Origin of the sequence: Nevskia sp., from assembly GCF_023266035.1 — a bacterium.
Classification (GTDB): Bacteria; Pseudomonadota; Gammaproteobacteria; order Nevskiales; family Nevskiaceae; genus Nevskia.
This window is the reverse complement of record NZ_JAHFRY010000150.1, coordinates 1-10,768: the sequence shown is the minus strand read 5'-3', so window position 1 is coordinate 10,768 and position 10,768 is coordinate 1. Positions and strand designations below refer to the sequence as shown.

14 protein-coding genes and 1 pseudogene are annotated in these 10,768 nt (G+C 64.3%); 9 read left to right on the top strand and 6 right to left on the bottom strand.

Translation table 11 applies throughout. The annotated features are described in order from the left end of the window. Positions 1 to 409: 409 nt before the first annotated feature. Positions 410 to 925, top strand: coding sequence for a hypothetical protein (locus Q0D45_RS18665; RefSeq protein WP_293396390.1), 516 nt, complete (start codon positions 410 to 412; stop codon positions 923 to 925). A gap of 43 nt (positions 926 to 968) precedes the next feature. Further along, complete coding sequence (locus tag Q0D45_RS18660) at positions 969 to 2,018, top strand: metallophosphoesterase (RefSeq protein ID WP_293396387.1); 1,050 nt, start codon at positions 969 to 971, stop codon at positions 2,016 to 2,018. Here Q0D45_RS18660 and Q0D45_RS18655 read toward each other — a convergent pair whose 3' ends face one another. Beyond that, positions 2,019 to 2,927, bottom strand: a complete 909-nt coding sequence (locus Q0D45_RS18655; protein ID WP_293396384.1) for a LysR family transcriptional regulator — start codon at positions 2,925 to 2,927, stop codon at positions 2,019 to 2,021. 102 nt (positions 2,928 to 3,029) lie between these two features. Here Q0D45_RS18655 and Q0D45_RS18650 point away from each other — a divergent pair, with 102 nt between their 5' ends. Both Q0D45_RS18650 and Q0D45_RS18645 read left to right on the top strand, forming a co-directional pair. Next, the gene (locus Q0D45_RS18650; RefSeq protein ID WP_293396381.1) at positions 3,030 to 3,659 is read left to right on the top strand and encodes a pyridoxamine 5'-phosphate oxidase family protein; all 630 of its coding nucleotides are present in this window, start codon (positions 3,030 to 3,032) and stop codon (positions 3,657 to 3,659) included. A gap of 22 nt (positions 3,660 to 3,681) precedes the next feature. Then, complete coding sequence (locus Q0D45_RS18645) at positions 3,682 to 4,158, top strand: nuclear transport factor 2 family protein (RefSeq protein WP_293396378.1); 477 nt, start codon at positions 3,682 to 3,684, stop codon at positions 4,156 to 4,158. On the opposite strand, the gene Q0D45_RS18640 is transcribed toward Q0D45_RS18645, so the two are convergent. After that, on the bottom strand, positions 4,155 to 5,288 hold the full coding sequence (locus tag Q0D45_RS18640) for a PQQ-dependent sugar dehydrogenase (RefSeq protein ID WP_293396375.1): 1,134 nt from the start codon (positions 5,286 to 5,288) through the stop codon (positions 4,155 to 4,157). The genes Q0D45_RS18645 and Q0D45_RS18640 overlap by 4 nt on opposite strands. 144 nt (positions 5,289 to 5,432) lie before the next feature. Between Q0D45_RS18640 and Q0D45_RS18635 the strand changes: the two genes are divergently transcribed. Both Q0D45_RS18635 and Q0D45_RS18630 read left to right on the top strand, forming a co-directional pair. Further along, complete coding sequence (locus Q0D45_RS18635; RefSeq protein ID WP_293396373.1) at positions 5,433 to 6,005, top strand: NUDIX hydrolase; 573 nt, start codon at positions 5,433 to 5,435, stop codon at positions 6,003 to 6,005. Between the two features lie 126 nt (positions 6,006 to 6,131). Next, complete coding sequence (locus Q0D45_RS18630) at positions 6,132 to 6,443, top strand: hypothetical protein (protein WP_293396370.1); 312 nt, start codon at positions 6,132 to 6,134, stop codon at positions 6,441 to 6,443. Positions 6,444 to 6,498: 55 nt separating this feature from the next. On the opposite strand, the gene Q0D45_RS18625 is transcribed toward Q0D45_RS18630, so the two are convergent. After that, a complete protein-coding gene (locus Q0D45_RS18625; RefSeq protein WP_293396367.1) occupies positions 6,499 to 7,140 on the bottom strand; it encodes a LysE family transporter in 642 nt (213 codons plus the stop codon). A 120-nt stretch (positions 7,141 to 7,260) separates the two neighbouring features. Between Q0D45_RS18625 and cysS the strand changes: the two genes are divergently transcribed. Genes cysS through Q0D45_RS18610 form a run of 3 tightly spaced genes read left to right on the top strand, consistent with a single transcriptional unit; the run spans position 7,261 to position 10,031 of the window. Next, positions 7,261 to 8,637 (top strand): cysteine--tRNA ligase, encoded by a 1,377-nt coding sequence (cysS, locus tag Q0D45_RS18620; RefSeq protein ID WP_293396364.1) that lies wholly within the window; start codon positions 7,261 to 7,263, stop codon positions 8,635 to 8,637. Between the two features lie 25 nt (positions 8,638 to 8,662). Then, the gene (locus Q0D45_RS18615; protein ID WP_293396361.1) at positions 8,663 to 9,346 is read left to right on the top strand and encodes an alpha/beta hydrolase; all 684 of its coding nucleotides are present in this window, start codon (positions 8,663 to 8,665) and stop codon (positions 9,344 to 9,346) included. A gap of 10 nt (positions 9,347 to 9,356) precedes the next feature. Continuing rightward, complete coding sequence (locus tag Q0D45_RS18610) at positions 9,357 to 10,031, top strand: cupin domain-containing protein (RefSeq protein WP_293396358.1); 675 nt, start codon at positions 9,357 to 9,359, stop codon at positions 10,029 to 10,031. Here the strand turns inward: Q0D45_RS18610 and Q0D45_RS18605 are convergent. The 3 genes and pseudogenes from Q0D45_RS18605 to glcF form a co-directional block, all read right to left on the bottom strand. Further along, a complete protein-coding gene (locus Q0D45_RS18605; protein WP_293396355.1) occupies positions 10,025 to 10,279 on the bottom strand; it encodes a Txe/YoeB family addiction module toxin in 255 nt (84 codons plus the stop codon). The two genes, Q0D45_RS18610 and Q0D45_RS18605, sit on opposite strands and share 7 nt — an antisense overlap. Next, positions 10,276 to 10,542, bottom strand: coding sequence for a type II toxin-antitoxin system prevent-host-death family antitoxin (locus Q0D45_RS18600; protein WP_366946503.1), 267 nt, complete (start codon positions 10,540 to 10,542; stop codon positions 10,276 to 10,278). Before Q0D45_RS18600 ends, Q0D45_RS18605 begins: the two co-directional genes overlap by 4 nt. 76 nt (positions 10,543 to 10,618) lie before the next feature. Continuing rightward, positions 10,619 to 10,768: pseudogene (gene glcF, locus Q0D45_RS21690) on the bottom strand (glycolate oxidase subunit GlcF); the annotation flags it as partial.

Below are 10,768 nucleotides of genomic sequence, written 5' to 3'. Positions count from 1 at the left end.
CTCCCGTCGTAGTTGAAGCATTGGTGAGCAATCCGACAGCGCACGCCAACTGAGCCAACCGGGCATCGCGAGGCAGGAACCCGACGACCTGACCCGCTTCATTGGTGAAAGCGCGGAAGAAGTCGCGGAGGAAACCGGGCGCGCCGGCCCCGCGCTATCCGACGCGTCCCCAGACCGGTACATTCGAGGGGGTACCGGTACAGTCTGGGGGTATTTTTGGGGGTACCTTCATAGGTCACAACCACGGAAACAGCGCAGATAGGACGTTTCCGGGCGATGTTTGAAGCCCTCCTTACACCAGTTTTTTGTGCGGGGGCTTGCACCAAGCCCCCTCGCCTCCCGGAATCAAGGACTTGCGAAAGCGCCTCCAGCGTTTTCCGCTCTGGCTGCCTGTCTACCCCGGACGTTTGTGGCTAACAAATTGGGTAACTTTCAGATCGGAAGTTACTTCATACCGCGAGCATGGTTACCAATGACACAACACTTATTGGCTCGGGGTGACGATCCACAAGTCGCGGTTTCCTTCATGCGCATTCCAGTGTCGCTTTGTCGAGGCATGAGTGAAGCAGCGAGGACAATCTTCGGCTCGTCGAACACTCCGGTTTGGAAAGTTGTGCCTATTGGCGACGAGATGGATCAAATCGTCGAGGACGCGCGCCAAGCCTTCCTAAATGGTGAGCGTTTTGAAGAATCCGCGCTTTGCAGCCTGCTTCAAAGTCTCACTGCAAGTTCGGACGCTATAGCTCTGTTTTACGGAAGCGATACCCAAGACCTTCGGCTAGCCGAGTCCATTGATCGACTATATAGCCACCTCATCAATGAGTTTGGCGCTGCGCCTGCAGAGCTGTATGTCCAGTGGCACAAGGAGACACATCTAGCAGTTCAACCGAAGCCTAATGGATCGAGCGAAACGGTCTCGCCATGACCGACCACGGCTTAATTTGGCCTTCGCAATGAAACACCGAGGATTGATCCAGCCGCTGGCCGATGGCCCGCTCGACGTGATCGGCGACGTCCATGGCGAAGTGGAAGCGCTCGATGCGCTGCTGCGCGAACTCGGTTACGACGCCAAGGCGCGGCATCCGGAGGGGCGGCGGCTGGTGTTCGTCGGTGATCTCTGCGATCGCGGGCCGGACAGCATCGAGGTGATTCAGCGGGTGCAGGCCTGGATCGCGGCCGGGCGCGCGCAGTGCGTGCTCGGCAATCACGAGATGAATCTGCTGCGCGACGAGCCGCGCGAGGGCAATGGCTGGTTCTTCGACGAGGACTGGCATCAGGACCACGGCGATCCGCGCTTTGCCGATTGCCGGCCGGCGGATGTCGAGACGCGTGCCGACATCATCCATTTCCTGCTCAGCCTGCCGCTGGTGCTGGAGCGGGCGGATCTGCGCATCGTCCACGCTTGCCCGGACTCGGCGGCGCTGCAGGCGGTGCGTGCTTCGAAGGCGAGCAACGCGGTGGCCTTGTACATCGAGGCCGAAGCGGCGCTGCGTGCCGAGTTGCAGGCGCTGGATGCCGACCCGCTATGCAGTGAGCAGGGCCGGCGTTATCACGCCTTGATGTCGCAGCGCGAAGTGCAGCCGGAACTGATGCCGCTGTTCGCGCTGCGCGAGGCGCGGCAGCACAACGGCAATCCGGTGCGGGTGCTGACCTCGGGCATCGAGCTGCCGGCGGCCGAACCGTTCTGGTCGACCAGCAAGTGGCGTCTGCTTGGGCGCACGCGCTGGTGGCAGCAGTACGACGATCCGGTGGCGGTGATCTTCGGCCACTACTGGCGCACGCCGAGCGGCGTTGCCCAGCCCGCGCACAAGGGCGGCATCCATGGTCTGTTCGAGGATGTGCCGGACGATGTCTGGCTGGGCCCAAGCGGTAATGCGTTCTGTGTGGATCATTGCGTCGGCCTGCGCTTCGCGGAACGCGCCGAAGGCGTGACTGCCGGCTTCAGCGGCAGGTTGTCGGCCATGCGCTGGCCGGAGCGCGAGCTGGTGATGGATAACGGCCGCCACTCGATAACCTGATCAGGTCAGCGGCTGCAGCACCGGATTGGCGCGGAGTGCGGCGACCAGATGATCGAAGCCGGCGCGCACCTTGGCCGACACCCGCTGGCCTTCGTGATGCAGCACGTGCACCGGCAGCGGCGGTGGCTCGAACGCCGGCAGCAGGATTTCCAGCCGGCCGTCGCGCACCGCGGCATCGGCCTGATAGCTCAGCAGGCGCACCAGGCCGAGGCCGGCGACGGCGGCATCGAGCGCGACATCGGCGGACTGGGTGATCAGCTGCGGGCTGATCGGCACCTGCCGCTGCTGGCCATCGACCTGGAAACGCCAGTCGTTCGGCACCGACAGCCCGGTGAAGCCGATGGTGGCGTGGCGGGCCAACTCCGTGAGCGCAACGGGCCGGCCGTGTTCAGCGAGATAAGCCGGTGCCGCAACCAGCACCCGCCGCACGCGGCCAACGCCGACCGCGCGCAGCGATGAATCCGGCAGCTCGCCGATGCGCACCGCGAGGTCCACACCTTCTTCCGACAGGTTGACGACGCGATCGACGAACAGCGTGCGCAAAGTCAGTTGCCGATGCAGCGCCAGGAGTGAGAACAGCGCCGGTGCGACGTGCAGACGCCCGAACAGCGCTGACGCGGTGACCAGCAGCTGGCCGCGTGGCTCGGCATGAACGCCGGCGGCGGCACGATCGGCTTCGTCGATTTCAGCGAGCAGACGTCGGCAATCGCCGAGATAGCGCTCGCCGGCTTCGGTCAGCTGCATCTGCCGCGTGGTCCGGTGCAGCAGGCGCGCGCCGAGCCGTTCTTCCAGCGAGGCGATCGCGCGGGTGACGGCCGGCGTCGACAAGGCCAGCCGCCGCGCAGCCGCCGAAAAGCCACCGGCATCGGCGACGGTCTGGAACACGGTCATCTCGTGGATGCGGTCCATTGTTTCTATTTCTGAAACAAACTTGTTCGTATCGCAGGGATTCTAGTCGCATGACCAGCGGATTAGCCTGTCTCGGTCCGCTCATCCACACCGGAGACTTCCATGGCCCGCCGATTTTCAGAACTGACGTTTACCGACAGCGTGCGCGATGCGCAGCGCCGCTATGGCAGCCGCGAACAGAACCTGGGCTTCGAGACCAGCGACGATCATCGCGACCGGATCACCGTGCGCGAAGCGCAGTTCATCGCCGAGCGCGACAGCTTCTATCTCGCCAGCCACGGCACCGAGGCCGATGGCCGGCCTGGCTGGCCGTATGTGCAGCATCGCGGCGGGCCGAAGGGCTTTCTGCGGGTGATCGACGAGAAGACGCTGGGCTTCGCGGACTTTCGCGGCAATGTTCAGTACCTGAGCGCCGGCAATATCGTCGCCGACCCTCGCGTGTCACTGTTCCTGATGGATTACGCCAAGCGCCGGCGACTGAAGATCTGGGCGCGTGCGCGTATCGTCGAGGCGGCCGACGATCCGGCGCTGATCGCCAGCATCGGAACACCGGGCTATCCCGCCCAGATCGAACGCGCGGTGATCTTCGACGTCGAAGCGGTGGACTGGAATTGCCCGCAACACATCACGCCGCGTTTCACTGCTGAACAGGTACAGCCGCTGCTCGACGAGATCGAGCAATTGAAAGCGAAACTGGCGGCCTTCGAAGGCCAGCCGGTCGTGCAGCATTGATCCACTCAGGAGAGCTCAACCGATGACCGCAATCGAACCCCGCCCGCCGCTGCCGCCGTTCTCGCTGGAGGACGCGACGAAGAAAGTTCGCCTGGCCGAAGACGCCTGGAATTCGAAGGATCCGGTGCGCGTATCGCTGGCCTATACGCCGGACAGCCGCTGGCGCAATCGCAACGAATTTCTGGTCGGCCGCGGGCAGATCGTCGAGTTCCTGGAACGCAAATGGGTGAAGGAACAGGACTATCGGCTGATCAAGGAACTCTGGGCGTTCGGCGATAACCGCATCGCCGTGCGCTTCGCTTACGAATGGCATGACCACGTCGGCCATTGGCATCGCAGCTACGGCAACGAGAATTGGCAGTTCGATGCCAATGGTCTGATGGCGCTGCGCCACGCCAGCATCAACGATCTGGAGATCGCCGACGCTGATCGCCTGTTCCGTTGGCCATCCGGCCGACGGCCGGACGATCACCCGTCCCTCAGCGACCTCGGGCTTTAACCGGGTTCGAGCCGCAGCACGCGGCCTTTCGGCGTGTCCGTGGTGACGTAGATATAGCCGTCCGGCCCCTGGCGGACGCTGCGGATGCGCTCGTTCACTTCGGTGAGCAGCTTGTGCTCGGCCTTGACCGTGGTGCCGTCGAGCTCGATGCGGTTCAGGTAGGCGAACTTCATCGAGCCGACGAACAGGTTGCCGCGCCAGGCCGAGAACTTGTCGCCGGTGTAGAAGGCCATGCCGCTCGGTGCGATCGACGGCTTCCAGTACAGCAGCGGCTGCTCCATGCCTTCCTTCGTGGTGCCGATGCCGATCGGCTTGCCGTCGTAGTTGATGCCCCAGGTGATCACCGGCCAGCCGTAGTTCTTGCCGGCTTCGTCGAGGTTGATCTCGTCGCCACCCATCGCGCCGTGCTCGTGCGTCCACAGCTTGCCGGTCTGCGGATGGATCGCCGCGCCCTGCATGTTGCGATGGCCGTAGGACCAGATTTCCGGCCGCGCGCCAGCGGTGCGGACGAAGGGGTTGTCAGTCGGAATCGAGCCATCCGGATTGATGCGGACCACCTTGCCGAAGTCGTTATCGAGCGTCTGCGCCATGTCCTTCATCAGGTAGCGATCGCCCTGGGTGATGAACAGCTTGCCGTCCGGCGCGAACGCCAGCCGGGAGCCGAAATGGAGGCCGCCTTCGGATTTCGGCGTCTGCCGGTAGATCACTTCGACCTCGGTCAGCGCATTGCCCACCAGCTTGCCGCGCGCCACCGCCGTGCCGGCAAGACCCGCCGCATCGGCCTCTGCGTAGGACAGATAGACCCGCGCATTGCTGGCGAACTGCGGATCGAGCGCCACGTCCAGCAAACCGCCCTGACGCTGCGCGAACACCGCCGGCACGCCGGTCACCGGCGGGGAAAGCTGACCATCGGCCGTCACGATGCGTAGCCGCCCCGGCCGCTCGGTGACCAGCATCCGGCCATCCGGCAGAAACGCGAGGCTCCACGGGAATTCCAGACCTTCGGCCACCGTCACCAGCTTGTAGTTCGGCTTTTCGGCGGCGGGCTCGGCCTCCTGCTCGGCTGCGAAGACCGCAGAACTCGCGGCGAGACCGAGACTGGCCAGCAAGGGCAGGACAAGACGATTCATCAAAGCATCCTTGTATGTATTGATTCAGCAGCGACCCCGGCTGACGGCGCCACGTTCAAAGTCATCTGCGCAGGGCCAGAGCCAGGACTCCTCTGCTACGCTCTCCTCAGACGCCGTTTCGCGTCGCGCACCCTGCCCTTCTGCATGAAATTCTGTTCCGACTGCGGCCATGCCGTGGACCAGCTGATTCCGCCTGGCGACCATCTGCCGCGCGCCGTCTGCCCGGCTTGCGGCACGGTGCACTACCGCAATCCCAAGGTCGTCTCCGGCTGCGTGCCGATCTGGGAAGGCAAGGTGCTGATGTGCCGCCGCAACATCGAACCACGTCTGGGCCTGTGGACGTTCCCGGCCGGCTTCCTGGAAATGGACGAAACCTCGGCCCAGGGCGCAGCGCGCGAAACACTCGAAGAATCACAGGCCGAGGTCGACATCACCGGCCTGCTCGCGGTCATCAACGTGCCGTACGTGTCGCAGATCTACATGATCTATCACGGCACCATGCGCTCGCCGCATCACGGCGTGACGCCGGAAAGCTCGGAAACGCGCCTGATGAGCGAGGAAGAAATTCCCTGGGACGACATCGCCTTCCCGACCATCTGGCACGGCCTGAAGTTCTTCTTCGAGAACCGCACCAAGGGCGTGCAGGACATCCACACGCTGGATCTGATGACGCGCTACGGGCGGCGGCCGGAAGTCACTACCGGCTCGAAGGACTAGCTGACCACCGGTCAGCGGGCGTTCATGCGGGAAAGCTAGAGTAACTCTGGTCGCAGCGGCCAAGACATTTCAACAAGCATTATTCGCCGCAGCGCTCACGTTTTATCGCCCTCAGGAGAAGAGACCATGAACCATAAATCGATCGCCACGATGCTCGCTGCTGCCGCGTTTGCGCTGACCACCATTCACGTCAGTGCTGACGAAACGCCGGCCGAGAAGGCTTCCGAGCGTCAGGAGAAACGCCAGGACAACCGCGCTGACCGTCAGGAAAAGCGTCAGGACAACCGCGAAGACCGCACCAAGGATCGTCAGGAAAACCGTGCCGAGCGCACCGACAAGCGCCAGGAAAATCGTGGCGACCGTCAGGAAAATCGCCAGGACAACCGTGAAGATCGGCAGGAAAACCGCCAGCAACGTCGCGAAGAGCGCAAGAACTAAGCGCGACCGAGCTGCGAAAGGAGACCGCCTCGGCGGTCTCTTTTTTTGTCCGCGATCAAGCGCCGTGCTTGAACACCGCCAGGCCGATACCGGCGGCGATGAACAAGGCGCCGAACACCCGATTGGTCCAGCGCGCGGCCACCGGGTTCTGCAGGAAGCGCAGCGCCTGCAGGCCCAGCGCGGTGTAGCCACACATGCAGCAGACGTCGGTGAAAAACAGCGTGCACCAGACGATCACGAACTGGATCAGCTGCGGTGACGCCGGATCGATGAACTGCGGCAGCACCGAGGCCGTGAACAGGATGCCTTTCGGATTCGTCGAATTGACGATCAGGCCGCGCAGGAACAGGGCGCGTGGCGTATCGGAACGCACCGCCAGCGGCACGTCCGCCGTGGACAACTTGAGCGGCGCGCTCACCGAACGCCACTGCTTGATGCCCAGATAAACCAGATAACCCGCGCCGAACCACTTGATCGCATTGAACGCGATCGGCGAAGCGGCCAGCACCGCACCGAGGCCAACGCCGACCACGATCAGGGTCACCGTCGCCCCCGCCTGCAGCCCCGCGATGTTCCACAGTGCAGCGCGGAAACCGTGGTTGAGCCCGGCGGTGACGCAGGACAGCACACCCGGCCCGGGTGACAGGCAGATCAGCCAGGCAGCAACGAAGAAGGCCAGCCAGGTATCGAGGATCATGAGTGTCTGGAGCGCGGAACGGCGTCATTGTCGCCTGCAGGAAATGCGCCGGGAGCACTTGCCTGCAACGGCCACGCCCCGAAGCTATCCTTGCCCGGCTTTTCCGCCCATCGAGCCCTCATGCAACTGCACAACACGCTGTCCGGCCGCAAGGAAGATTTCGCGCCGCTGAATCCCGAGCGGGTGACGATGTACGTCTGCGGGCCCACGGTGTATTCGTTCGCCCACATCGGCAACGCCCGTCCGGCGGTGGTTTTCGACGTGCTGGCGCGAGTGCTGCGCCGCCGCTATCCGCGCGTGGACTACACCCGCAACATCACCGATATCGACGACAAGATCAACACGGCTGCAGCGAAGGAAGGCGTGGCGATCAAGGTCATCACCGAGCGCTACACCGACATCTACCACGAGGATCTCGACGCGCTCGGCGTGGCCCGGCCGACCTACGAACCGAAGGTCACCGAACACCTCGCGCACATCATCTCGATGGTCGAGCGCCTGATCGCCGTTGGTGCGGCCTACGCCGCCGAAGGCCATGTGCTGTTCAACGTCACCAGCTACGCCGGCTACGGCGAACTGTCGAAGCGCGACCGCCGCGAGATGATCGCCGGGGCGCGCGTGGAAGTGGCGCCGTACAAGAAGGACCCGGGTGATTTCGTGTTGTGGAAACCGTCGACACCCGATCAGCCAGGTTGGGAATCGCCCTGGGGCCGCGGCCGTCCGGGCTGGCATATCGAATGCTCGGCGATGGCCGAAGCGCTGCTCGGCGACACCATCGACATCCACGGCGGCGGCCACGATCTGGTCTTCCCGCATCACGAGAACGAGCGCGCCCAGAGCACCGCCGCGCACGACGGCAAGACCTTCGCGCGCTACTGGCTGCACAACGGTTTCCTGACCATGGACAGCGAGAAGATGTCCAAGTCGGTCGGCAACGTGTTGCTGATTCGCGAGATCCTCAAGGCTGCGCCGGGCGAGGCCGTGCGCCTCGCGCTGCTGACCGGCCACTACCGCCAGCCGCTGGACTGGAACGACGAAGCGCTTGCCGATGCCCGCCGCAAGCTCGATCGCCTGTATGGCGCCCTGCGCGATGCCGGCGATGTCGCAGCCTCCGATGCCAAGGCGCCGGATGCGTTCATCGCAGCGCTGGAAGACGACATCAACACGCCGGCGGCCTTGGCCGAACTGTTCGAGCTGGCGCGTGCGCTGAACAAGGCCAGCGATGCTGCCGAGAAAGCCGCGCTGGTCGCCCAGATCAAGGACGCCGGCGCACTGCTCGGCTTGCTGCAACAGAACCCGGGCGAATGGTTCAGCCAGTCCTCCGGCACGGCATCGGAAGGCCCGAGCGAAGCAGAAATCGAAGCCGCGCTCGCCGCCCGCATCGCCGCGAAAACCGCCAAGGACTACAAGGAAGCTGACCGCATCCGCGACGATCTGAAAGCGCGTGGCGTGCTGGTGGAAGACTCGAAAGACGGCCAGCGCTGGCGCCGGCTGTAAGGACCTGAAGCCCGAGGAAGCGACGATGAACGCACCCGATCGCAAGCTGATGCTCTGGGAGCTGCGCGTGGTTCCGGAGCTGGTCGGCAGTTTCCTGCCCCGCCCGTTCGCCGCCGAGCTGCCGCGCGGCCATGGCCAACCGGTGATGGTGCTGCCGGGTTTCGCCGCCGATGACCTGGCCGTTTCGCTGCTGACCCGGCGCCTGAAAACGCTCGGCTATCACGCGATCAGCTGGGGGCTGGGCCGCAACACCGGCAACCTGAAACGGCTGCAGCCGCTGCTGGTCGAGCGCCTGCAGCGCTTCGCCGACAGCCGTGGCGCCAAGGTGAAGCTGGTCGGCTGGAGCCTGGGCGGCGCAATGGCGCGCGAACTTGCCCGCGAATATCCGCAGTGGGTCGATCAAGTCGTGACGCTCGGCTCGCCGGTGATCGGCGGCGCCAAGTTCACTGCGGTGGGCCGCAGCTACCAGAAAAAGGGGCTGGATCTCGATCGCATGGCGCTGGCCGCCGATGCCCGCGAAACGGCGAAAGCGATCTCCGTGCCGGTCACCGCGCTGTACGACCGCCACGACGGCATCGTCAATTGGGGCGCCTGCATCGATCGCCACAACCGCCACGTCAAGCACATCGAAGTGCAGTGCTCGCACCTCGGCATGGTTGTCGATCGCAAGGTATTCGGGCTGATCGCCAACGCGCTCGCCAAGCCCTGAAACGCCGGCCGTGAAACTCAACACCGATTACACGCAACGGGTCGTCATCGACACCACGGCGATGGAATGGACGCCGTCGCCGTTGGCCGGCGTGGATCGCAAGCCTCTGGATCGCGATGGCTTTGAGGTGGCGCGGGCGACCAGCCTGGTCCGCTATGCGCCGGGCTCCCGCTTCGCCGCGCACACGCATGGCGGCGGCGAGGAGTTCTACGTGCTCGAAGGCGTGTTCGAAGATGAGCACGCCGCGTATCCGGCCGGCACCTATGTGCGCAATCCGGTCGGCTCCCGGCATGTGCCGCGCTCGACGGCCGGCTGCACGATCCTGGTCAAGCTCTGGCAGTTCGAGGATGGTGACAGCGTGCAATTCGCGATCGATACGAGCAAGGCCGAATGGCAGCCGGGCCGCGTGCCCTGCCAGCAGGAAATCCTGCTTCATCAATTCGGCAACGAGGTGGTCAAGCTGATCGACTTCGCGCCCGGCTGCGCCTCGCTGTTCCACGCCCATGGCGGCGGCGAGGAAGTGCTGGTGCTGCAGGGCACGCTCAGCGATGAGTTCGGCGACTACCCGGCCGGCACCTGGTATCGCGTGCCGCCCGGCTCCTCGCATACGCCGTTCTCGCGTGACGGCTGCCGGATCTGGTTCAAGTCGGGGCACCTGCCGCCGCGGACGAAGCTGCCTCAATAGTGATAGCGCAGCTGCGCGATCAGCACCGCGTCATCAACCAGCTTGTAGACGATCCGGTGTTCGGCAGTGATCCGTCGCGACCACCAGCCTTTCAATGCGTGCTTCAGCGGTTCTGGCTTGCCGATGCCGCTGTGCGGGTTGCGCAGGATGTCTTTCAACAGCTGATGGATGCGCTCGGTGATCTTCGGGTCGGTCGCCTGCCAGTGCAGGTAGTCCTCCCAGGCGCGGGGGGCAAACGTCAGGTTCACGCGCCCAGATCAATATCGGCGTTGACGCCTTGTCCACGCTCCAGCGCTTCAATCGACTCCAGCAGGCGCCGTGCATTCGCCGGGCTCTGCAGCAGGTAGGCGGTTTCCTCCAGCGCCGAATAATCCTCGAGCGACAGCATCACCACCGCCTGGTCGCGGTTGCGGGTGATGATCACAGGCGCATGGCTTTCGCAGACCCGATCCATGGTCGCGGCCAGATTTTCGCGAGCGGCGGTGTAGCTGATGGCGTTCCTAACGTACAGATTGCTGTACAGACACTCTCGACGTCAAGCGCCAAGCTCAAACCCCCAGCCGCTCGGCGATCAGTTCGATCCAATGCTACACTGGCCGCTTCGCACCGCCCGCCAGATGCGTCAGGCAACCGATGTTCGCCGTCGCGATGCGGCTTGGGCCACCGGCTTCGAGCGCAGCCAGCTTGTTGGCCTTCAGCGTTGCCGACCGCGCCGGCTGCAGGATCGAATAGGTACC

Bases quoted from the DNA above. Each gene is read 5' to 3' on its own strand.
- Q0D45_RS18645 (WP_293396378.1), top strand. From the start codon at position 3,682: ATGACCGCAATCGAACCCCGCCCGCCGCTGCCGCCGTTCTCGCTGGAG.
- cysS (WP_293396364.1), top strand. From the start codon at position 7,261: ATGCAACTGCACAACACGCTGTCCGGCCGCAAGGAAGATTTCGCGCCG.
- Q0D45_RS18640 (WP_293396375.1), bottom strand. From the start codon at position 5,288: ATGAATCGTCTTGTCCTGCCCTTGCTGGCCAGTCTCGGTCTCGCCGCG.
- Q0D45_RS18635 (WP_293396373.1), top strand. From the start codon at position 5,433: ATGAAATTCTGTTCCGACTGCGGCCATGCCGTGGACCAGCTGATTCCG.
- Q0D45_RS18625 (WP_293396367.1), bottom strand. From the start codon at position 7,140: ATGATCCTCGATACCTGGCTGGCCTTCTTCGTTGCTGCCTGGCTGATC.
- Q0D45_RS18630 (WP_293396370.1), top strand. From the start codon at position 6,132: ATGAACCATAAATCGATCGCCACGATGCTCGCTGCTGCCGCGTTTGCG.
- Q0D45_RS18655 (WP_293396384.1), bottom strand. From the start codon at position 2,927: ATGGACCGCATCCACGAGATGACCGTGTTCCAGACCGTCGCCGATGCC.
- Q0D45_RS18650 (WP_293396381.1), top strand. From the start codon at position 3,030: ATGGCCCGCCGATTTTCAGAACTGACGTTTACCGACAGCGTGCGCGAT.
- Q0D45_RS18615 (WP_293396361.1), top strand. From the start codon at position 8,663: ATGAACGCACCCGATCGCAAGCTGATGCTCTGGGAGCTGCGCGTGGTT.